The organism is Halomonas sp. H10-9-1 (genome assembly GCF_040147005.1).
Lineage (GTDB): Bacteria > Pseudomonadota > Gammaproteobacteria > Pseudomonadales > Halomonadaceae > Halomonas.
Map to the genome: position 1 here is coordinate 3,363,074 of NZ_JAMSHO010000001.1, position 20,232 is coordinate 3,383,305.

At 65.1% G+C, this 20,232-nt stretch carries 19 protein-coding genes; 16 read left to right on the plus strand and 3 right to left on the minus strand.

The genetic code is table 11. The features are described from left to right. Positions 1–137: 137 nt before the first annotated feature. The 6 genes from NFH66_RS15595 to NFH66_RS15620 all read left to right on the plus strand — a co-directional run bounded on the left by NFH66_RS15595 (position 138) and on the right by NFH66_RS15620 (position 5,969). Entirely contained in the window at positions 138–467 is a 330-nt protein-coding gene (locus NFH66_RS15595; protein ID WP_349611111.1) for a hypothetical protein, read from the plus strand. A 100-nt stretch (positions 468–567) separates the two neighbouring features. Beyond that, on the plus strand, positions 568–2,013 hold the full coding sequence (locus NFH66_RS15600) for a sodium-dependent transporter (RefSeq protein ID WP_349611113.1): 1,446 nt from the start codon (positions 568–570) through the stop codon (positions 2,011–2,013). A 147-nt stretch (positions 2,014–2,160) separates the two neighbouring features. After that, positions 2,161–2,940: an ABC transporter ATP-binding protein gene (locus NFH66_RS15605; RefSeq protein WP_349611115.1), complete on the plus strand. Its 780-nt coding sequence runs from the start codon at positions 2,161–2,163 to the stop codon at positions 2,938–2,940. Then, entirely contained in the window at positions 2,927–3,631 is a 705-nt protein-coding gene (locus NFH66_RS15610; protein ID WP_349611117.1) for an ABC transporter ATP-binding protein, read from the plus strand. Before NFH66_RS15605 ends, NFH66_RS15610 begins: the two co-directional genes overlap by 14 nt. A gap of 26 nt (positions 3,632–3,657) precedes the next feature. Then, positions 3,658–4,662, plus strand: a complete 1,005-nt coding sequence (locus tag NFH66_RS15615) for a branched-chain amino acid ABC transporter permease (protein WP_349611118.1) — start codon at positions 3,658–3,660, stop codon at positions 4,660–4,662. Continuing rightward, positions 4,662–5,969, plus strand: a complete 1,308-nt coding sequence (locus tag NFH66_RS15620; protein ID WP_349611119.1) for a branched-chain amino acid ABC transporter permease — start codon at positions 4,662–4,664, stop codon at positions 5,967–5,969. The genes NFH66_RS15615 and NFH66_RS15620 overlap by 1 nt, the downstream gene beginning before the upstream one ends. A 119-nt stretch (positions 5,970–6,088) precedes the next feature. Here the strand turns inward: NFH66_RS15620 and NFH66_RS15625 are convergent, their stop codons facing one another. Further along, positions 6,089–7,294: an ABC transporter substrate-binding protein gene (locus NFH66_RS15625; protein ID WP_349611121.1), complete on the minus strand. Its 1,206-nt coding sequence runs from the start codon at positions 7,292–7,294 to the stop codon at positions 6,089–6,091. A 179-nt stretch (positions 7,295–7,473) separates the two neighbouring features. Between NFH66_RS15625 and NFH66_RS15630 the strand changes: the two genes are divergently transcribed. Beyond that, the gene (locus NFH66_RS15630) at positions 7,474–8,526 is read left to right on the plus strand and encodes a C45 family autoproteolytic acyltransferase/hydrolase (RefSeq protein ID WP_349611122.1); all 1,053 of its coding nucleotides are present in this window, start codon (positions 7,474–7,476) and stop codon (positions 8,524–8,526) included. 121 nt (positions 8,527–8,647) lie between these two features. After that, complete coding sequence (locus tag NFH66_RS15635) at positions 8,648–9,022, plus strand: DUF6746 family protein (protein WP_349611123.1); 375 nt, start codon at positions 8,648–8,650, stop codon at positions 9,020–9,022. A gap of 80 nt (positions 9,023–9,102) precedes the next feature. Here the strand turns inward: NFH66_RS15635 and NFH66_RS15640 are convergent, their stop codons facing one another. Continuing rightward, complete coding sequence (locus tag NFH66_RS15640; protein WP_349611124.1) at positions 9,103–9,690, minus strand: DUF4202 domain-containing protein; 588 nt, start codon at positions 9,688–9,690, stop codon at positions 9,103–9,105. A 296-nt stretch (positions 9,691–9,986) separates the two neighbouring features. On the opposite strand from NFH66_RS15640, the gene NFH66_RS15645 reads away from it, so the two are divergent. Further along, a complete protein-coding gene (locus NFH66_RS15645) occupies positions 9,987–10,334 on the plus strand; it encodes an antibiotic biosynthesis monooxygenase family protein (RefSeq protein ID WP_349611126.1) in 348 nt (115 codons plus the stop codon). Positions 10,335–10,394: 60 nt separating this feature from the next. Here NFH66_RS15645 and NFH66_RS15650 read toward each other — a convergent pair whose 3' ends face one another. Further along, positions 10,395–11,162 carry a UTRA domain-containing protein gene (locus NFH66_RS15650; protein WP_349611757.1) on the minus strand — a complete coding sequence of 256 codons (768 nt, stop codon included), beginning with the start codon at positions 11,160–11,162 and terminating at the stop codon, positions 10,395–10,397. A gap of 280 nt (positions 11,163–11,442) precedes the next feature. Between NFH66_RS15650 and NFH66_RS15655 the strand changes: the two genes are divergently transcribed. From NFH66_RS15655 to NFH66_RS15685, 7 genes are all read left to right on the plus strand, one after another. Beyond that, complete coding sequence (locus NFH66_RS15655) at positions 11,443–12,522, plus strand: ABC transporter substrate-binding protein (protein WP_349611127.1); 1,080 nt, start codon at positions 11,443–11,445, stop codon at positions 12,520–12,522. 56 nt (positions 12,523–12,578) lie between these two features. Then, positions 12,579–13,403 carry an alkaline phosphatase family protein gene (locus tag NFH66_RS15660; protein WP_349611129.1) on the plus strand — a complete coding sequence of 275 codons (825 nt, stop codon included), beginning with the start codon at positions 12,579–12,581 and terminating at the stop codon, positions 13,401–13,403. Beyond that, positions 13,400–14,233: an ABC transporter permease gene (locus NFH66_RS15665; protein WP_349611130.1), complete on the plus strand. Its 834-nt coding sequence runs from the start codon at positions 13,400–13,402 to the stop codon at positions 14,231–14,233. The genes NFH66_RS15660 and NFH66_RS15665 overlap by 4 nt, the downstream gene beginning before the upstream one ends. Continuing rightward, positions 14,217–15,077: an ABC transporter permease gene (locus tag NFH66_RS15670; RefSeq protein WP_349611131.1), complete on the plus strand. Its 861-nt coding sequence runs from the start codon at positions 14,217–14,219 to the stop codon at positions 15,075–15,077. Before NFH66_RS15665 ends, NFH66_RS15670 begins: the two co-directional genes overlap by 17 nt. Beyond that, complete coding sequence (locus NFH66_RS15675; RefSeq protein ID WP_349611133.1) at positions 15,074–16,198, plus strand: ABC transporter ATP-binding protein; 1,125 nt, start codon at positions 15,074–15,076, stop codon at positions 16,196–16,198. Before NFH66_RS15670 ends, NFH66_RS15675 begins: the two co-directional genes overlap by 4 nt. 2 nt (positions 16,199–16,200) lie before the next feature. Beyond that, positions 16,201–16,866 (plus strand): HAD family hydrolase, encoded by a 666-nt coding sequence (locus NFH66_RS15680; RefSeq protein ID WP_349611135.1) that lies wholly within the window; start codon positions 16,201–16,203, stop codon positions 16,864–16,866. Positions 16,867–17,037: 171 nt separating this feature from the next. Then, a complete protein-coding gene (locus tag NFH66_RS15685; protein WP_349611136.1) occupies positions 17,038–19,920 on the plus strand; it encodes an SNF2-related protein in 2,883 nt (960 codons plus the stop codon). The last annotated feature ends 312 nt before the right edge of the window (positions 19,921–20,232 follow it).

Genomic DNA, 20,232 nt, shown 5'->3' on the forward strand with positions numbered 1-20,232 from the left:
GGCACCTGTCACCCCGGTAACTGTGTTAACCCTGCTCGGCCATGCCTTTCCCTGGGCTGCCGCAACCTTCTATGCTGGAGTGACCCACGACGGGCGCGGCCTGCCGCCCCGACAGCCACTCGAGCAGGAGAATCAGCATGCACAAGCATGTGGAGTGGGACGACCCCGGCGCCGACAGCGTGATGCGCCACTTCCAGCAGGAGCCCAGCGGCTATGCGAATCCCGGCCCCGGCGACATCCTGTCGGCCCGCCATGAAGGCGCCGTGGTGCGGGTGAAGGTGGAGGCCTACGTGGAAGGCACCAGCATCGGTGAGGTGGCGGCGATCATCTCCGTGGACAACGGTCGTCGGCTCAAGTCCCACGGCAAGCTCGCCCTGGGCGACACCGTGCGCCTGCCCGACGAGTTCCGGGCCCTGGAGCCGACCCTCGGCGACCCCGACGACAGAGGAGACGTTAACCTGGCGTAGACGCCGCCCGCTGGCTCCCGCCTCTCTTTTGCCGCACAGTGTTTGTCGCACAGTAGCAGCCGGGCTCACAGGGCCAATAAACGCGAGCGCGGGAGCATCGATGAGCACGCATAACATCTGGATCCACAAGGGCACCTTCCTGCTGGCGGCCGTCGGCTCGGCGGTGGGGCTGGGGAACCTGTGGCGCTTCCCTTACCTGGCCGGCGAGAACGGCGGCGGCGCCTTCTTCCTGGTCTACGCCCTGACCATCTTCGCTGTGGGCATCCCGATCCTGATCGCCGAGACCATGCTGGGCCGTGCCAGCCGGCGCAGCCCGATCATGGGCATGCGCTTCCTCGCCCATACCCACCATACCGCGCGGGCCTGGACCTCCATCGGCTGGCTGGGGGGCCTCTCAGCCTTCCTGATACTGAGCTTCTATTCGGTGATCGCCGGCTGGGCCATCCACTACACTTGGCAGATGCTCACCGGCACCCTGGCCGGGGCCGACGCCGAGACCACCGCCGCCGGCTTCGACGCCCTGCTCGCCTCGCCCACGCTGCTCACCCTCTATCACACCCTGTTCATCATCGCCTCGGGACTGGTCGTCGGGCTCGGCGTCCACCAGGGCATCGAGCGCGGGCTGCGGGTGATCATGCCGGCACTCTTCGTGATCCTGCTGGTGGTGCTCGCCTATGGCGTGACCCACGGTGACTTCACCGCCGCCACCGACTTCCTGTTCACCTTCAATATCGCCGACCTCAGCCTGGCCGGCTGGCTCGAGGCCATGGGCCAGTCATTCTTCACCCTGAGCCTCGGTATGGGCGCCATCATGGCCTACGGCGCCTATATGTCCGGTGAGGTCTCGCTAACCCGCACCGCCATCGCCATCGCCGTGATCGACACCGCCGTGGCCATGGTGGCCGGCCTGGCGATCTTCTCGCTGGTGTTCGGCGCCGGCCTCGATGCCGGCCAGGGCCCCGGGCTGATGTTCGTCACCCTGCCGCTGGCCTTCGCCGAGATGCCCGGCGGCTCACTGATCGGCGGCGTGTTCTTCGTACTGGTGCTGGGCGCCGCCCTCAGCTCCTCCATCTCACTGATCGAGCCGGTGGCGGCCTACCTGGTCGAGCGCTTCGACCTGACCCGGCCCCAGGCCGTCTTCATCATGGTGGTGGCGACCTGGGCGCTGGGCCTGCTGACAGTGGTGAGCTTCAACCTGTGGGCCGAGAACAGCCTGTTCCACGAGCTGTTCGGGCGCAGCGCCTTCGCCCTGTTCGAGCTGCTCACCAACATCCTCATGCCGCTAGGGGGCCTGTTGATCGCGCTGTTCGCCGGCTGGGTGCTGACCCACTCCGAGGTAATGAAGGAGATGCGCACCAACACCACCTGGTTCGCCCTGTGGCGTTTCCTGGTGCGCTTCGTGGCCCCGGCGGCGGTGGCCTTCGTGTTCCTGCGCGCGATCCCGCAGATCGACGGCTACCTGATTCCGGCCATCGGCGCGGTGGTGATCGTCGGCGCCTTCGCCGCCGGTCGTACCTTCCTGACGGATGATAACCAGGCACCGTGATCGCTGCCGCCGGCTTGCCGCGGCGGCACGCCAAGACACCAGGACGGGAGACGCCACGACGTCGCAACACGCCAGAACGACAACGAGTCAACACAACAACGAGTCAACACAACAACGAGTCAACACAACAACGACGAGACATTGCGCATGGCATCCATGATCGAGGTGCAACACGTCAACAAGGCCTTCGGCGGCCTCAAGGTGATCAACGACTGCTCGCTCGCGGTGGAGTCGGGCTCGATCACCGGCCTGATCGGCCCCAACGGCGCCGGCAAGTCGACCCTGTTCAACATCATCGCCGGCGCCCTGCCCCTGGACAGCGGCCGGGTGCTGCTCGATGGCGAGGACATCACCAACCGACCGGCCAACGAGCTGTTCCACAAGGGGCTGCTGCGCACCTTCCAGATCGCCCACGAGTTCTCCCTCATGACCGCGCTGGAGAACCTGATGATGGTGCCGCCGGCCCAGGCCGGCGAGAGCTTGTTCAATGCCTGGCTGAAGCCTGGCCGAGTGCGCCACGAGGAGGCCGACGTGCGCCGCCGCGCCCTGGAGGTGATCGACTTCATTGGCCTGCATCACGTGCGCAACGAGCTGGCCGGCAACCTCTCCGGCGGCCAGAAGAAGCTCCTCGAGCTCGGCCGCACCATGATGACCGACGCCCGGGTGGTACTGCTCGACGAGATCGCCGCCGGGGTCAACCGCACCCTGCTCGGCGACCTGGTGGGTAACATCGAGCGGCTCAACCGCGAGATGGGCTACACCTTCCTGGTCATCGAGCACGACATGGACATGATCGCCCGGCTCTGCGATCCGGTGATCGTGCTCGCCCAGGGCAGCGTGATGGTCGAAGGCTCCATCGAGGAGATCCAGAACAACCCCGAGGTCATCGAGGCCTACTTCGGAGCGACTCACGATGCCACTGCTTGAAGCACGCGACGTCTATGGCGGCTACGGCGGCATGAACATCCTCAACGGGGTGAACATGACCCTCGAGGCCGACCAGATCGGCGTCATCGTCGGCCCCAACGGCGCCGGCAAGTCCACCATGCTCAAGGCCATCTTCGGCCTGCTTGCCGTCACCCAGGGCGAGATCCTGCTACGCGGCAAGCCCATCCACAACCTGCCACCTAACAAGCTGGTGCAGCAGGGCATGGGCTTCGTGCCCCAGGAGCACAACGTCTTCCCGAGCCTGACGGTGAAGGAGAACCTGCAGATGGGCGCCTTCCTCAAGCCGGGCAACGTCAAGCGCATGCTCAAGCAGATCTATGACTTCTTCCCGCCGCTCTACGACAAGCGCCACCAGCCCGCCGGCGAGCTCTCCGGCGGCCAGCGCCAGATGGTCGCCATGGGTCGTGCGCTGATGGCCGAGCCCAGCGTGCTGCTGCTGGACGAGCCCACCGCCGGCCTCTCGCCACTCTACATGAACGAGATCTTCGAACAGGTGAAGCAGGTCAACAGCGCCGGCGTCGGCATCCTGATGGTGGAGCAGAACGCCAAGCAGGCGCTGGCCATCGCCGACAAGGGCTTCGTGCTGGCCGCCGGCCAGAACCGTTTCACCGATTCCGGCGCCGCCCTGCTGGCGGACCCGGAAGTGGCCAGGAGCTTCCTGGGCGGCTGAGCCTCGGAGCAGGGAGAACCAACCTCGTGAACGAACTCGTCTTCTTCATCAACTATGTGGTCGTCGCCGGCAGCGTCACCGGCTCGATCTACGCCATCGGCGCAGTGGGCGTCACCCTGGTGTTCAGCATCATGCGCTTTGCCCACTTCGCCCACGCCGACATGATGACCTTCGGCGCCTTCACGGTACTGCTGCTGACCACCGCCTTCCCGGGGGCCGGCGCCGCCCTGGGGCTGCCCACGGCGGTGGTGATGCTGCCGCTGGCCATGCTGCTGACCGCGGCCCTGGCGGTCGGCATCGACAAGGTCTTCTACAAGCCGCTGCGCGCCCACGGCGTCAAGCCCATCGTCATGGTGATCGCCTCGCTGGGCGTCACCCTGATGCTGCAGGGACTGATCCGGCTATTCGCCGGCACCAGCGGCCAGAGCCTCTACGTCGACGACCGCAAGGAGATCTTCCGCCTCGCCCTGCCCTTCGAGGGCGCCCGGGCGCCCATCGTGGTCACCGAACCCCAGGTGATTCTCTTCGTGCTGACCATCGTCTGCGTGGTGGGGCTGCACCTGTTCCTGTCGCGCTCGCGGCTGGGCAAGGCGATGCGGGCGATGTCCGACAACCCCGACCTGGCCCGCGCCTCTGGCATCAACACCAACCTGATCGTGGCGGTGACCTGGGTGATCGTCGGCGCCCTGGCGGCCATCGCCGGTACCCTGCTGTCGCTGGACGTCACCTTCAAGCCTGACCTCAGCTTCTTCCTGCTGCTGCCGATCTTCGCCGCGGCCATCGTGGGAGGGGTTGGCCACCCCTACGGTGCCATCGCCGGCGGCTTCGTGGTGGGCTTCGCCGAGACCCTGGCGGTGTTCAACTGGGGCGTACTGCTGCGGCCCTTCCGCGACAGCCTGCCGGAGTGGCTGGCCAGCGCCGACAGCCTCGCCTTCGTCAGCACGGAGTACAAGATCGTGGTGCCCTTCGTCCTCCTGGTCGCCATCCTGGTGTGGCGACCCACCGGCATCTTCAAGGGGAAGGTGATCTGATGAGCACACAACAACATCGAGAAGACCTGGTCGCCGCCCCGTCGCGTTTCCCGCTGCGCGAGGTGGCGCTGTTCGCCCTCCTGATGGCCGCCATTCTCGGCGTCTATGCCACCATGGGAGCCGCCTACAGCACGCGCATGCTGGTGGAGGCGGCCTGCTACGCCATCCTGGCCCTGGGCCTGACCATCCAATGGGGCTATGCCGGCCAGTTCAACGCCGGGGTGATGGGCTTCGTGGCGCTGGGGGGCTACAGCGCCATGGCCTTCAGCATGCCGGTCAACGGTGAGTTCTGGGCAAGTCCCCTCTCGGGCGAGCTCGGCATGGTGATGCTGATGGCCCTGGGCGGCGTGATGGTGGTGGTAGGCGCCAGCCGCCTGCACCACCTGGGCGTGCCCCGGCGCCTACGTACCGGCCTGGCGGTGGCCCTGGCGCTGCTCTTCTACCTGCTGGTCTCGGCCCGCATGGGCGTCGTCACCGAGCAGATCGAGTCGCAGTTCGGCTATATCGGCGGCCTCGGCCTGCCCCCCTGGCTGGGCTGGATCATCGGCGGCGCGCTGGCCGGGGTGGTCGGCTACTTCATCGGCAAGGTATGCCTGGGCCTGCGCAGCGATTACCTGGCCATCGCCACCCTGGGTATCGCCGAGATCATCAAGGCGGTGCTCAAGAACGCCGACTGGCTGACCCGCGGCACCGCCACCGTCTCGCCGCTGCCCTGGCCGGTGCCTGGCCCCGCCGAGGTCGGCTTCACCCTGGCCAGGGCGCTCTACTTCTCGGTCACTGCCTTGATGATCGTGGCGATCTTCTTCCTGCTGACCCGTGCCTACCACGCCCCCTGGGGACGCATGATCCGTGCCATCCGCGACAACGAAACCTCCGCCGCCGCCATGGGCAAGGACATCAACCACCGGCGCCTGGAGATCTTCGTGCTGGGCTGCATCCTGATGGGCATCGGCGGCGCCGCCCTCGGCAGCTTCAACGGCCTCTTCGACCCCCAGGGCTACCTGCCCCTCAACCACACCTTCCTGGTGCTGGTGATGGTGATCCTCGGTGGCCCGGGCAACAACCTCGGCACCCTCTTCGGTGCCTTCGCGGTGTATCTCATCTGGGTGATGTCCGAGCCCCTGGCGTTGGCGGTACTCGAGTTGGCGATCACCTTCGGCGAAGGCAGCTTCGGCTGGGACGCTCCCACCAACCTGGACAGCCGCGCGCTGCAAGCCCGGGTGTTCGTGATCGGCCTGCTGATCACCCTGGTGCTGCGCTTCGCGCCCAAGGGGCTGCTGCCCGAGAAGGTGAAGCACCACGGATAGAGTGCGCCGATTTATTGCTGCGCTCTCTACGTCATAGATTGAAACACAGAGGCTCCGGCGGGAAACCGCCGCCGGCCTCTGTGTTTCAGGGGGTGGAAGTCAACGCGTGGAGAGCGGGCTTACTGGTCCAGGAAGCCCTTGCTGACGAACGCACCGCCCTCGACCGCCATCTCCTCGACGATGCCCGGCACGTCGCCGTTGGCGTCGAATTCATGGCTGCCGGAGGCGCCCTCGTAGTTGATCTCCTCGCCGGCGGCGATCAGCCCCAGGGCCTTCTCCCACTCGCCGGGCAGGATCACTTCGCCCGGGGCAGAGGAGACGCTGCGTAGCGCCGCGGAGAGACCCTCGCGCTCGGCACTGCCGTTCTGCTCGATGGCCAACGCCAGCAGGAAGGCGGCGTCGTAGCCCTGGCCGGCAAATACCGCCTCGTGGGAGATGCCGCCCGCCTCGGCCAGCTCGACGAAGCGTTCGGTGCCGGGGCTGTCCGGGTTGCCCGGTCGCGTGGCGATGAAGTTGTCGTTCAGCACCTCTTCGCCCACCCCATCGAGCAGCCCCGAGATCACCATGCCGTCGGCACCGATATAGCGCGTGAACATGCCGCTCTCGTAGGCCTGGCGCACCACCGTCTGCCCGGAGGTATCGCCATAGGCCAGCACCACCAGGTCGGGAACGCCGGTCGCCGAGAGGGTGCCCAGCTCGGAACGATAGTCGGCGCGGTTGTCCTCGTGGGCCAGATTCTCGGCCACGCTGCCGCCCTCGGCCTCGTAGGTGGCCACAAAGGCGTCGGCCAGGCCACGGCCGTAGTCGTTGTTCACGTAGGTGACCGCTACCTCGTCGATGCCCTTCTCCAGCAGCATCTTGGCCAGCGCCTCGCCCTGGAAGGCGTCGGAGGGCACGGTGCGGAACACCAGGTCGTTGTCCTCGAGCTCGGAGACCGCCGGCGCCGTGGAGGCCGGCGAGACCATCACCACGCCCCCCGGAATGGCGGCGTTGTTGGCCGCGGCGATGGTCGCCCCGGTGCACAGCGCACCGACGATCGCCGTGACCTGCTCGCTGTTGACCAGGCGGTCGGCGGCGTTGGAAGCCGCCGAGGCGTCGGAACAGGTGGTATCGCCGCTGGGCATGGCAAGCTGCTCGCCCCCCAGCACTCCGCCCTGCTCGTTGACGTGCCGCATGGCCAGCTGCGCCGCATCGTAGACCGGCGGTGTCAAGGTCTCGATGGGTCCGGTGAAGCCACCCAGGAAGCCGATCTTGACCTCGGCCTGAGCCGCTCCTACGGCCAGGGTGGACGCCGCTACTGCCATCGCTACTAGACTCTTCTTCATATTGTTCGTCTCGCTCGGGTTGCAGGTGTGACACACCCCCTAAATCTGGAAGGGCAAAGGAAAAAACTCAAGTCGACGCTGCCAACGCAGCGCTGAGGCCGAACGCTCCCTGAGCGCCTTCTTCGGGCTGCTGGCAGAGGTGCTAGAGTAGGCGTCATACCCTGCCTGCGGAGATCACCATGCGACTCACCCACCTCAGCGGCAGCCGGCGCCAGATCGGCCTCGAGCACGGTCGCACCCATGCACCGCTGATCCACGCCAGCATCAGCGTCTACGACCGCCTCTTTCGGGACTTCGTCGGCCTCGACTGGGGTCAGGCAAGGACAAAGGCCGCACGCTTCGGCGCCATGATCGAGCAACGCTTCCCCGCCATCCTCGAGGAGATGGCCGGCATCGCCGAGGGCGCCGGGCTCGAGCTCGCCGATATCCTCACCCTCAACTGCCGCAGCGAGATCTCGCTGACCCAGGCCAGCGGTGGCTGCTCCGCTTTCGCCCTGCAGTGCAACGAGAACCAGTGGTTGGCCCAGAACTGGGACTGGCGCGCCGACCAGCTCGACAACGTGGTGGCCCTGCATATCGAGGGCGACGATGCCGCGCCGCTGGTCAGCATCGGCGAGGCCGGCATGGTGGCCAAGATCGGCATGAATGCCCACGGCGTCGGGGTCTGCCTCAACGCCATCCGCTCGCAGACCTGCGGCGAGGGCCTGCCGATCCACGTGGCGCTGCGCAAGATCCTCGAGAGCCCCGACCCGGCCAGCGCCCACGCGGTGGCCACCCTCGATCGCGTATGCTCCCCGGCGCACTTCCTGGTGGCCAATGCCGCCGGCCAGGCCACGGGCCTGGAGGTACATCCCGGCGAGCCCGGCATGCTCTCGCCGCGGGGTGGCGTGGTGACCCACACCAACCACCTCTATGCCGCTGCCGTGACCTGCCAATTGGAGGACTTCCCGCGCCCCGACTCCCGCCCACGCCTGGCCAGGCTCGACGCCCTGCTGAGCGAGCTGCCGGAGGGCGCCCCGGTGGACGAGGAGCGGCTGTTCGGGATCCTCAGCGATCACCACGGCCACCCGCTGTCGATCTGTCGCCACTTCAACCCGGACCAGCCCGCCGAGGAGCGCATGGAGACCCTGTTCGGCGTGGTGATGAACCTCACCGAACGGCGCCTGACCCTGCGACATGGCAAGCCCTGCGAGAGCGAGACGACCCTCGAAGTGACACTACCGGCGGCCTGACAGCAGCGCATATGACGAAGATCAAAAGAGACTCAAACGCAAACAATAACATTTGTCATTGAGCGCAAATGCGACTAAGGTTCTCGCTGTAAACGATTCTCATCAACAGCGAGGACACCCCATGAAGAAACTGCTGCTCACCGCCATGTGCTTCGGCCTGCTGGGCACCACCGCCAACGCCGACGACCACGAGCGCGCCGACCACTTCGAGGGCGAGGCCGCCGAGAGCCTGGAGCAGGCGGTGACCCACTTCACCGAGACCAACCGCGAGCTGGCCAAACTGCTGGCCCAGGACGAGCTCAGCAACGCCGACCTCGGCACCATCCATGAGCTCTCCTATACCCTCGAGAATGCCCTGGCGAAGATCGACGAAGAGCTCGACACCATGGCCGTGGACCTCGAGGAGCTGCACCTGGGCTCCGAGACCCTCGAGCACGAGCGCGTGCGCACCCACGGCGTCGCCTATCTCGAGGCCGCCCGCACCCTGACCGAGTAGCGCCACGGCCCCCGAGCGCACGATGGGCGTGCCATCCGCACTGGCTCGCCCGTCGCCGCGCCTGGCCTCAGGCTGTGGGGCTACCCCGCCAGCGCCTCCTCCACCAGGGCGCGCGCTTCGGCCGTCATCGGCAGCCCCAGTGCCAGCTCATGGGCCCGCGGCGACATCTTCTTCCAGGTCATCTGCACGATGCGAATCAGGTGGTCATGGTCGACCTGCTTGGAGAAATCGCCGAAATAGTTCTCCAGGAACACCAGGCAGGCGCAATCCTCCACCGCCTGGGTACCCGCCTCTCGCCCCAGCCCCTGCTTGCGGATCATCCGTGAGACCGCCTCGGCCTCCTCATCACCGTAGCCCGCCTCGCGCATCAGCCGCGCGGTGGTCTCACCGGCACGCTGGCCCTGATCACGGCGCCAGGTCAGGTAGCCCACCCGGCCCTCGGGATAGTCACTGCGCGGCACCGTCCAGCGCTGTAGATGCTGGCCGCGCACCGCCAGCTGGATCAGTGCATCAGGGTGCTCATGCAAGCGCTCCAGCCAGGCGCTCATGCGTCCGGCATGCCACAGCTCCTTGGGCACGCTCTCGCCCTGCAGGCTGATGCAGCGGGGATCCTCCGCATGCAGCGCATCCAGGGCGGCCAGGGTCTGGTCGAAGGGGGAAGAGGGCATCGCTCGAGGCTCCTTGCTGATCAAGCAGAACGGCCCGGCGGCCATCACGCCACCGGGCCCAGATATCAGCCTGTTCTGAAGCAAAACCCGATGTGGGTCAACCCTGCTCGCCCCTATCGGCAACCGTTCGGGGAAGCGCGAGACGCACGGCGTCATACCACAGGTTGTCGTAGATGCAGGTAGAGGAGCAGCGTCAGGCCGGAAACGCCGGGCGGCGCAAAGCCACTGCCGACATCGCCCCGGGGACATGGCGTATGCTCAGGAAGACCCCATCCCCCACTACCGGGAGGTGCCGCATGAAGTACATCTTCGAAGTGCATATTCGCGACGGCTACACCGCCGAGGATTACGCCGACGCCTGGGTGCGCGCCAGCGAGCTGATCCAGCAGGCCCCGGGCGCGCGAGGCACCGAGTTGCACCGCAAGATCGATGATCCCACCACCCTCATCGCCATCGCCCACTGGGACAGCAAGGCCAGCCGCGACGCCATGGAGGCCCAGCCAGCGCCCCGAGTGAAGGCGATCATCAGGAGCGCCGCGCCCTTCTGCGAGATCCGCGTGATCGGCGAGTTCGAGGAGCCCGAGTGGGTGGTGATGCCTTCCCCGGCTCGGCACCCCAGCCAACCGGATTCAAGGCAGATATGAAGAGCTTAGGTAAACGTGATCCGCCCCGCGAGGGATGCCTCGCGGTAAAGGAAAGTATGACTAACCACCATTCTGCGGTGCAGCCGATAACATGAGCTCGATGGCATCGTGCCGCCAGAGCTCATCATCGCAATCGATGGCCCGCCCGTTCTGGTCGTAGTTGATGCGCGTCACGCGTTGTGCGGGGCCGCTTGATGCGGCGCGTAGAGCATCGGCGGCTCGCTCATCCAGCACCGTGGAGCAGAGCTCGAAGCTCACGCGACTGACGCGGATGCTGTACTGGCTGCGATACAGCTCGGTCAGCGAACGGGTCCCGAGGTCGTGGTCGAGAATCCCCGGGAAGCAGTCCGTACGCAGATGATGCTCCACATACAGCACGGGGCGACCATCGACGTGACGGACTCTGACGATATGGAAGATCGGTGTGCCCTCCATGATCCCCAGGCGGGCAGCGATTCTGGTAGACGCTGGGCGCTGGGTTGCCTCCAGTACGTAGGTGTCGGCCCGGCGCTGCTGAGACTCCACCATTTCCCGGAAGGGCAGGCAGGCGAGCAGGTCGTAGCGCAGGCGGGGCGGCGAGACGAACCAGCCACGACGACTCTCCCGGTAGATGCGCCCTTCGGCTTCCAGCTGTGTCAGCGCCTCGCGCAGGGTAATGCGTGTTGTGGCAAGGCTCGCCATCATCTGCCGTTCCGAGGGGAGTCGTTTCCCGTGACCGACGGCCTTGTCGACCAGCATATCGAGCAGCGCATGGCGCAGTCGATTCGCCGGTGGCGTCAGGCTGGATCGGGGGTGGCTGGGTGCTGACGTCGGAGAAGGCGGTGGCATCGCGGTCAAGGGTGTCTCGTATCTGGTCTAGTTCAGTTGTCGTTCCGTTATAAACGGCATGCTGCGTGTCAGCCTAGCGAAATTTCCATGTCGTCACGATGACAGCAGTTCCATGGAATACCAGTGATGCCAATGTTTGTCGAGAACGGCGGCAAGCAATCCATTTGCCATGTTACCGACACGCCACTGTCACCTTGTCGGCCTAGTGTGCCTCCTGTCAGCCGCTTCTGAACTAGACCAGATGGCGGTTTCATCCTGACCACCTGCATGGAGCCACACCGTGAATCCGACACGTTCGACGCTGCTTCGCCTCACTCTGACCGCTGCCCTGGGCACCACGCTGTTCGCCGGCCAGGCGCAAGCATCCTCCGATCTGTCAGATCTGATCGCTGCCGCCCAGGAGGAGGGCCGTGTCGACAGCGTCGGCATGCCGGATACCTGGGCCAACTGGAAGGACACCTGGGCGGACCTCAAGGAGCATTACGGCTTGGAGCACATGGATACGGACATGAGCTCCGCTGAGGAGATCGCCAAGTTCAAGGCGGAAGGCGAGAACGCGACCGCCGACATCGGTGACGTGGGCATCAGCTTCGGCCCGATCGCGGTGGCGGAGGGCGTCACCCAACCCTACAAGTCGAGCACCTGGGACGAGATTCCGGACTGGGCCAAGGACGACGACGGCCACTGGGTGCTCGGCTATACCGGCACCATCGCCTTCATGACCAACAAGCAGCTGGTGCCGGAAGAGGAGCGTCCGCGCAGCTTCGCCGACCTGGCCGAGGGGGAGTACAGCGTGTCATTAGGCGCCGTGGGCCAGGCGGCTCAGGCCAACAGTGCCGTGCTGGCGGCGGCCTTTGCCAACGGTGGGAATGAAAGCGACCTGGCCCCGGGGCTGGAGCTGTTTGCCGAACTGGCTCGCCAGGGGCGTCTTTCGCTGGCGGACCCCAGCATCGCCAACCTCGAGAAGGGTGAGGTCGAGGTGGCGCTGCTGTGGGACTTCAATGCCCTGAACTACCGTGACCAGATCGATCGTGACGCCTTCGAGGTGGTGATTCCCTCCGATGCCTCGGTCACCTCGGGTTATGCCACCATCATCAACAAGCACGCCCCGCACCCCAACGCCGCCAAGCTGGCACGCGAGTTCATCCTCTCCGATGAGGGCCAGTTCAACCTGGCCGAGGGCTATGCGCGGCCGATTCGCGCCCAGCACCTGACTCTCCCCGAGGAGATCGCCGCCAAGCTGCTGCCCAACGAGCAATATGCCCACGCCCGGCCGGTGGAAGACTTCGAGGCCTGGGAGCAGAGTGCCCGCCAGCTGCCGCGCCAGTGGCAATCCCAAGTGCTGATTCACCAGCAGTAACCCTTCCATTCGCACAACCATTGCCGCCTCCCCCGTGAGGCGGCAAGGAGGTTTGCATGTCTCATCGCGTCATCCTCGTGGTGCTTGATGGCCTCAACCATGCCGTGGGTCAGCACGCCATGGGCCACCTGCATGCGCTGTGTGAGGCGGGCCGTGGCAGTTACCACACGCTGGATTGTGAACTGCCCGCCATGTCGCGCCCGCTCTACGAGTGCCTGCTGACGGGTGACCGTCCGGTGGACTCCGGTGTGGTGCATAACCAGGTGGTGCGCCGTTCGACCGGTACCAGCCTGTTCGACCTGGCGGTTCGCCAGGGGCGACGTACCGCCGCGGCGGCCTATCACTGGGTCAGCGAGCTCTATCTGGAAGCGCCCTTCGTGCCGGCACGCCACCGCTTCCATCAGGATCCCGAGAGTGCCATCCAGGCCGGGCTGTTCTACTGGCAGGATCACTACCCCGACGATCATCTCTTCAGTGATGCCGAGGCGCTACGCCGCCTCAGCGACCCTGACTTCCTGCTGGTGCACAGCATGAATATCGATGATGCCGGCCACCGCCATGGCGGGGAGTCTTCCCAGTACCGCAATGCCGCGCGGCGAGCCGATATCGCCCTGGCCGACTACCTGCCGACCTGGCTGGCCGAGGGCTACCAGGTCATGGTCACCGCCGACCATGGGATGAATGCCGACGGCTCCCACTCGGGCCTGCTGGAAGAGGAACGCCGGGTGCCACTGTGGCTGTTCGGCAAGGCGTTTGCCCACGACGCAGCGCTCACTCTCCAGCAGCCGCGGCTGTGCGGCACGCTTGCCAGCCTGCTGGGCCTGCAGCACGACAAGCCCTCTCATCCCGAGCTGTTGGTTGAGGGGAGGGACGTGTCGTGAAGCGCCTGCTGCCTGCCTGGCTGTGGCTGATGCCATTCGCGCTGGTCTTCGCCGCCTTCCAGATGGCGCCTCTGGGCTGGATCGCCGTCAGCGCCTTCCAGGTCGAGGGCAGCTGGGGGCTGGGGCACTTTCAGGAGATCGCCACATCGCCCTTCTTCCGCCAGGCGATCTGGCGCAGCCTCGAGATCTCACTGGTCTCGAGCCTGCTGGGACTGATCATCGCCACTCTGGCGTGCCATAGCCTGACCCGTACCAGTGGCCCGCTGCGTCGCTGGATGATCGCCTTCACCAACATGACCAGCAACTTTGCCGGGGTGCCGCTGGCCTTCGCGTTCATCATCCTGATGGGGGCCAACGGGGTGCTTACCCTGGCTCTGCAGCGTGTGGGGCTGATCGATGACTTCTCGCTCTACTCACGCACCGGCCTGATCGTCATCTACACCTGGTTCCAGATTCCGCTGGGCATGCTGCTGCTGTTCCCTGCCTTCGCGGGGCTGCGCGCCGACTGGCGAGACGCCGCCAGCCTGCTGGGCGCCGGACGAGTCGCCTACTGGCGCCACATCTGCCTGCCGGTGCTCCGGCCAGCGCTGGCGGGAACCCTCACGATCCTGATCGCCAATGCCATGGGCGCCTATGCCACCGTCTATGCCCTGGTCAACACCAGCTACAACCTCATGACCATTCGTATCGCCAACCTGGTGTCGGGCGACCTGTTCCTGCAGCCCAACCTGGCCAGCGCCCTGGCCCTGATCCTGGTGGGCCTGCTGGCCATGGTCACCCTGATTCAGCAGTGGCTGTTACGCAGGAGCCATCATGTCGCAGAACGCTGATCTCACCCTGTCGCGGCCCAAGGCACCGGCCCTGCCGACGCTCCGCTTACCGCGTCCATCTATTCATGCCCTGGTGGTGGGGGGCGTCTTTACCCTGCTGGCACTGCCTCTGGTGGCGACCCTGGGGTATGCGCTGGCCACCAGCTGGGGCGCCACGCTGCTGCCAGACGGGCTGACCCTCAAGTGGTTTCTTGAGCTGTGGAGCACGCCGCGCTTCCAGCTGGCGTTCGCTCGCTCCATGCTAGTGACCCTCGGAGCTCTCGTGCTGAGCCTGGTACTGGTAGTACCGGTGGCCTTCCTGGCCCATACCCGCTACCCGCGGCTGGATGCCTGGATGAACGGGCTGGTGCTGGTGCCCTTCGCCGTGCCGCCGGTGGTCTCGTCGGTGGGGCTGCTGCAGCTTTATGCCGGTGGCCCGCTGCCGCTGGTGGGCTCCCCCTGGATCCTTATCTTCACCTACGTGACGATCGCGCTTCCCTTCGTCTACCGGTCCGTTGCCAACAGCTTGCGTACCATCGATGTGAAATCGCTGATGGACGCCGCTCAGCTGCTTGGCGCGACGCCGTTCAGGGCTTTCTTCCTGGTGATCCTGCCCAATATTCGCATCGGCGTTCAGGTCGCCGTCTTCCTCTCCTTCTCCTTCCTGGTGGGCGAGTTCGTCTTCGCCAACATGCTGGTGGGGACCCGCTTCGAGACCCTGCAGGTCTATCTCAACAACATGCGTGGGGCCAGCGGCCACTTCACCAGCGCGCTGGTGATCACACTCTTCCTGTTCACCCTGCTGCTGACCTGGCTGGGGAACCGCCAGGCTGGCCACGCCATCGCCAAGGATGCCAACGCATGACAACCTTGACCGCTGCTCCCTATCGCCTCGACACCGTGGCCGATGCGCCGGCAAGGCCGCATGGCACCATAGCCGCTGCGTCGCCCGACTACCTGCGCCTCGAGAGCCTGGCCAAGCGCTTCGGCGAGACCCAGGTGTTTTCCCAGATCGATGCCGAGATCGCCAAGGGCGAGTTCGTCACGCTGCTGGGGCCCTCCGGCTGCGGGAAATCGACCCTGCTGCGGGCCATCGCCGGGCTGAACTCGCTCGATGAAGGCCGCATCGTGGTGGATGGCGAGGAGATCACATCACTCCCTCCCCAGCGGCGCGGCGTCGGCATGGTGTTCCAGCACTATGCGCTGTTTCCCAATATGCGGGTCACCGATAACGTCGCCTTCGGGCTTCGCATGCAGAAGGTGCCCCAGGAGGAGCGCCGTCGCCGTGTGGACGAGGTGCTGCGCCTGGTCGAGCTGCGTGAGCATGCCGACAAGTTTCCGCATCAACTCTCCGGCGGGCAGTGCCAGCGGGTGGCGCTGGCACGCGCGCTGGTCGTGGAGCCCCGTATCCTGCTGATGGATGAGCCGCTGTCGGCGCTGGATGCGCGCATCCGCCGTCACCTGCGTCAGCAGCTGCGCGACATTCAGAAGACGCTGGGCCTGACGACGCTGTTCGTGACCCACGACCAGGAGGAGGCGCTGATGATGTCCGACCGCATCTTCCTGATGCATGACGGGCGCATATTGCAGCAAGGGGATGCCGAAGCACTGTACACACGGCCCCGCAGCCATCAGGCCGCTGGCTTCATGGGCCACTACAACGTGCTGTCGGGGGAGCAGGCGCATGCGCTGCTCGGCGAGGCAAGCAGGGCGGCACGCGTGGCGTTGAGGCCCGAGGCCATCTACCTGCAGCCGGTGTCTGAGGCCTCGCCAGGCGGTGAATCACCAACCCACGCAGGCCCTGGTTGCCGAGGCGTGATCCGCCGTCGCCAGTTGCTGGGCAACATCGTACGCTATGCGGTGGAGTGTGCCGGGATTGAGCTCTCTGTCGATGCCCTCAACCGAGGCAGCCGCCATCTGCTGGCGGAAGAGAGCGAGGTGCTGGTGCTTGTCGACCTCGATGAGGTTCAGGAGCTCGAGGAGTGAGAATGTCTCGCAAGATAATGCGCCTGGCGCTGTTCGATCTGGATGACACCCTGCTGGATGGGGATATCACCGGGTACTGGAATGAGTGGCTGATCGAACAAGGATGGATTCCGGATGCGACCGGGTATCGCCGCACCTGGGCTCGCCATATGGCCGACTACGCCGCAGGCACCCTGGATATGGAAGCGCATCTGGCCTTTCTCCTCGCTCCCTTGGCAGGGCGCCGGGTCCAGGAAGTGGCGGAGCAGGTCGAGGTGTTCCTCGATAGCCGCATCATGCCGCGACTCTTCCCGGGAGGCCTGGCACAGGTGGCATGGCATCGTGAACAGGGGCACACCACCGTCGTCATCTCCGCCTCGACCGCCCAGCTGGTGGTGCCGCTCGCCAGGCGGCTAGGCTGCGATGCGGCACTGGCAACGCAGCTCGAGCAGCAAGCCGGTCATTATACCGGCCAGGCGCAAGGTACCCGCACCTTCAAGGAAGGCAAGCTTCACGCACTCCGGGAATGGCTGGGAGATGCGCAGCCGGCGGAAACCTGGGGCTACTCCGACTCACGCAACGACCTTCCCCTTCTCGAGGCGGTGGAGAGGCCGCACGCCATCCATCCGGACCCGGTGCTCGCCGGTATTGCGCGTGAGCGGGGCTGGGCGATGCCTTCGTGGCGGTGAGGGCGCGCAATGATGTAGCACCCTGCGCCGCGACATGACCAAGACCGGCATCTTCCGCGATATCGAGCCGTTCAAGCTGGTGTAGCCATCACCCTAAGCCGCCTTGATCATTGTGCCGGCGCGGGGGACAGTAAGTAGCTGGTCCTATCGCAACCAGGCAGGGGAACAGGGATGACCACTGAGCGCATCACGGACTACCACGCCAAGTACTTCGCCTATGAGTTGACCCGCCAGCGCAGGGGCGGTGACGTGGATCGGCTGGCCACTTCGCTGTTCGATGCTTCGGTCGATCTCAACCCGCATCAGATCGATGCGGCCCTGTTCGCCCTGCAGAACCCGTTGACCAAGGGGGTACTGCTCGCTGATGAGGTGGGGCTGGGTAAGACCATCGAAGCGGCGCTGGTGATTTGCCAGTACTGGGCAGAGCGTCGGCGTCGCTTGCTGGTGATTGCACCTGCCGCCCTGCGCAAGCAATGGGCGACCGAGCTGGCCGAGAAGTTCCACTTGCCTACCCAGGTGCTGGATGCCCGCACCTACAAGCAGCAGCGTGATCAGGGGATTTACGATCCGCTGGATCAAGACGCCATTAGCGTGATGTCCTACCACTTCGCGGCCAAGCTGGAACCTCAGCTGCGCACCATCCCGTGGGATCTAGTGGTGATCGACGAGGCGCACAAGCTGCGTAATGCCCATCGTGAAAGCCACCGCACCGGTCAGGCGATCAAGCGCACCTTCGCCGGCAGCCGCAAGCTGCTGCTGACGGCGACGCCGTTGCAGAACTCATTGCTGGAGCTCTACGGCCTCTCCACAGTGATCGATGATCAGCTGTTTGGGAACGCGATCAGCTTCCGCCGCCAGTTTATGCGCGGTGGCAATGACATCGAGGGGCTGCGACGCCGGCTGGAGGAGTTTGCCAAACGCACCCTGCGCCGCCAGGTGCTGGAGTATGTGCAGTATACCGAGCGCAAGGCGCTGACGATCCCCTTCACCCCTTCCCAGGATGAACAGCGGCTCTACCATCTGGTCTCCGGCTATCTGGAGCGCGAAGACAGCTATGGCGTGCCCACTCGTCAACGCCACCTGGTGTCTCTGGTCATCCGCAAGCTGCTGGCGTCGTCCACCACCGCCATCATCCAGACGCTGGAGACGCTCAAGCAGCGGCTGGAGTCGCTGCATGACCGGCATCAAGTCGAGCAGGACTGGCTGGAGCGGCTATTGGCCGATGAATCGCTTGATGAAGAGCTGCTGGAAGCCGCGGAAGCTGATCAGATGGAGGAGGCCGACGCCCAGTACCAGGTCGAGCAGGAGATCAACCCAACTCGGCTGCAGGGCGAAATCGCCGAAATCGAGCAGTATCTGGGTCTTGCTCGTGGCATCCATGAAGATGCCAAGTCCCATGCACTGGTCACCGCGCTGGAAACCGGCTTCGCCCGCATGGATGAGATGGGCGCACCGCGCAAGGCGGTGGTGTTCACCGAGTCGCGGCGCACCCTGGAGTATCTCAGCCGCTTCCTGGAGCGTCACGGCTTTGCCGATCAGGTCGTGACCTTCAGTGGCACCAACAACAGCCCGGGAGTCACGGGCATCTACCAGCGCTGGCTGTCAGAGCATGCCGGAAGCGACCGAGTGACAGGCAGCCCCGCCATCGACCGCCGTACTGCCATCATTGACCATTTCCGAGACAAGGCGCAGATCCTGGTAGCCACCGAGGCGGCTGCCGAAGGGGTCAACCTGCAGTTCTGCAACCTGGTGGTGAACTATGACCTACCCTGGAACCCTCAGCGTGTGGAGCAGCGCATCGGCCGCTGTCACCGCTATGGCCAGCAGTTCGACGTGGTGGTGGTCAACTTCCTCAATCAGCGCAATGAGGCCGACAAGCGCGTCTTGGAGCTATTGAGCGAGAAGTTCCAGCTGTTCGATGGGCTTTTCGGGGCCTCCGATGAAATTCTCGGACGCCTGGAATCGGGCGTGGATGTCGAGAAGCGCATCGCCGATATTTATGCCACCTGCCGCACGCCGAACGCCATCGAGGCGGCCTTCGCCGAGCTGCGTGAGCAGCTGGAGGCCGATATCGATGCCCGCATGAAGGAGACGGAGAGCAAGCTGCTCGAACATTTCGACGAACAGATCCACGACCTGCTGCGCGTTCAGCGTGACAAGGCCGAGGCCCAGCTCGACCGCACCGGTAAGCTGTTCTGGAAGTTGACCCGGCACTGCCTGGCGGAGCAGGCCAAGTTCAACGACAGCAGCCTGACCTTTCACTTGGAAGCCTCTCCGGTAGAGAGTGTGCCTGCCGGAGACTACTGGCTCATTCGTAAGGGGAAGGGTATCCAGCCGCCCGAGCATGCCCACGTCTATCGGCTGACCCATCCTCTGGGCGAGCATGTTCTCGATAGCGGCCGCCGCCGGGAAACGCCGGTCGCCACCCTGCGCTTCCAGCTGTCCGATCACCCGCTGCGAATCTCGGTACTCGAACAGCTCACCACCCGCAGTGGATGGCTGGAGCTGAATCTGCTAGAGCTGGACAGCTTTCAGCACGAGGAGCACCTGGTCTTCACTGCCCTGGCTGACGATGGTACGCACCTCGATCAGGAGGCCTGTGAGCGCCTCTTCAATGTGACAGCGGAGATAGTATCGGATAGTGCCCCTGAGCCTTCCCAGGAGCTCCCAGCGTTGGCCAAGCGGCAGCTGGATGCCACCCTCAGCCGTGTGCTTGAGGAGAATCACAGCTACTTCCAGCGTGAGCGCGACAAGCTGGAGGCCTGGGCCGATGATCAGGTGGCTTCCAGTGAAGCGAAACTGGAGGATACGCGGGCCAAGATCAAGGATGCCAAGCGTCGCTCACGCACCGCCGAGACCCTTGAGGAGCAGAAGGCCGCGCTGGAATCGCTCAAGACGCTTGAGCGTCAGCAGCGCCGCGACCGTCAGGCGATCTTCGACGTGCAAGACGAGATCGAGGAGAAGCGCGACGCACTCATCGATGCCCTGGAGCGGCAGATGCATCGCAAGAGCCAGTCCCATCGGCTGTTTCGGATCCGCTGGGAGCTGGCGTGAAGTCCATGCTAGCCCATGGTCGTTACTGTGCAGGTCGACGTGGCAGGTTGACCCGCCCGGTTCTGCTGCTTACGCTCACCTCCAACAACACCCCCCACGCTTTCCGTCAGATCAGCGCACCATGGGGGGTTACTCGTTTGTAGACAAACGAATGCGTGGGCTTTCGTTCTGGCCGCCCGGCATACCCTCCCGGTATCATCAGCACCATATAAATTTCCACCGGCCAGGCCTCGTTGCCTGGTCGCTCTGTCTTTTAATTGCCTGAATTGGCGGGGCTTTCCCGCCAGTTACACGAGCTGATGAGAACCGATC

Bases quoted from the DNA above. Each gene is read 5' to 3' on its own strand.
- NFH66_RS15610 (WP_349611117.1), top strand. From the start codon at position 2,927: ATGCCACTGCTTGAAGCACGCGACGTCTATGGCGGCTACGGCGGCATG.
- NFH66_RS15595 (WP_349611111.1), top strand. From the start codon at position 138: ATGCACAAGCATGTGGAGTGGGACGACCCCGGCGCCGACAGCGTGATG.
- NFH66_RS15600 (WP_349611113.1), top strand. From the start codon at position 568: ATGAGCACGCATAACATCTGGATCCACAAGGGCACCTTCCTGCTGGCG.
- NFH66_RS15645 (WP_349611126.1), top strand. From the start codon at position 9,987: ATGAAGTACATCTTCGAAGTGCATATTCGCGACGGCTACACCGCCGAG.
- NFH66_RS15650 (WP_349611757.1), bottom strand. From the start codon at position 11,162: ATGCCACCGCCTTCTCCGACGTCAGCACCCAGCCACCCCCGATCCAGC.
- NFH66_RS15630 (WP_349611122.1), top strand. From the start codon at position 7,474: ATGCGACTCACCCACCTCAGCGGCAGCCGGCGCCAGATCGGCCTCGAG.
- NFH66_RS15620 (WP_349611119.1), top strand. From the start codon at position 4,662: ATGAGCACACAACAACATCGAGAAGACCTGGTCGCCGCCCCGTCGCGT.
- NFH66_RS15625 (WP_349611121.1), bottom strand. From the start codon at position 7,294: ATGAAGAAGAGTCTAGTAGCGATGGCAGTAGCGGCGTCCACCCTGGCC.
- NFH66_RS15685 (WP_349611136.1), top strand. From the start codon at position 17,038: ATGACCACTGAGCGCATCACGGACTACCACGCCAAGTACTTCGCCTAT.
- NFH66_RS15605 (WP_349611115.1), top strand. From the start codon at position 2,161: ATGGCATCCATGATCGAGGTGCAACACGTCAACAAGGCCTTCGGCGGC.
- NFH66_RS15660 (WP_349611129.1), top strand. From the start codon at position 12,579: ATGTCTCATCGCGTCATCCTCGTGGTGCTTGATGGCCTCAACCATGCC.
- NFH66_RS15640 (WP_349611124.1), bottom strand. From the start codon at position 9,690: ATGCCCTCTTCCCCCTTCGACCAGACCCTGGCCGCCCTGGATGCGCTG.
- NFH66_RS15675 (WP_349611133.1), top strand. From the start codon at position 15,074: ATGACAACCTTGACCGCTGCTCCCTATCGCCTCGACACCGTGGCCGAT.
- NFH66_RS15635 (WP_349611123.1), top strand. From the start codon at position 8,648: ATGAAGAAACTGCTGCTCACCGCCATGTGCTTCGGCCTGCTGGGCACC.
- NFH66_RS15670 (WP_349611131.1), top strand. From the start codon at position 14,217: ATGTCGCAGAACGCTGATCTCACCCTGTCGCGGCCCAAGGCACCGGCC.
- NFH66_RS15680 (WP_349611135.1), top strand. From the start codon at position 16,201: ATGTCTCGCAAGATAATGCGCCTGGCGCTGTTCGATCTGGATGACACC.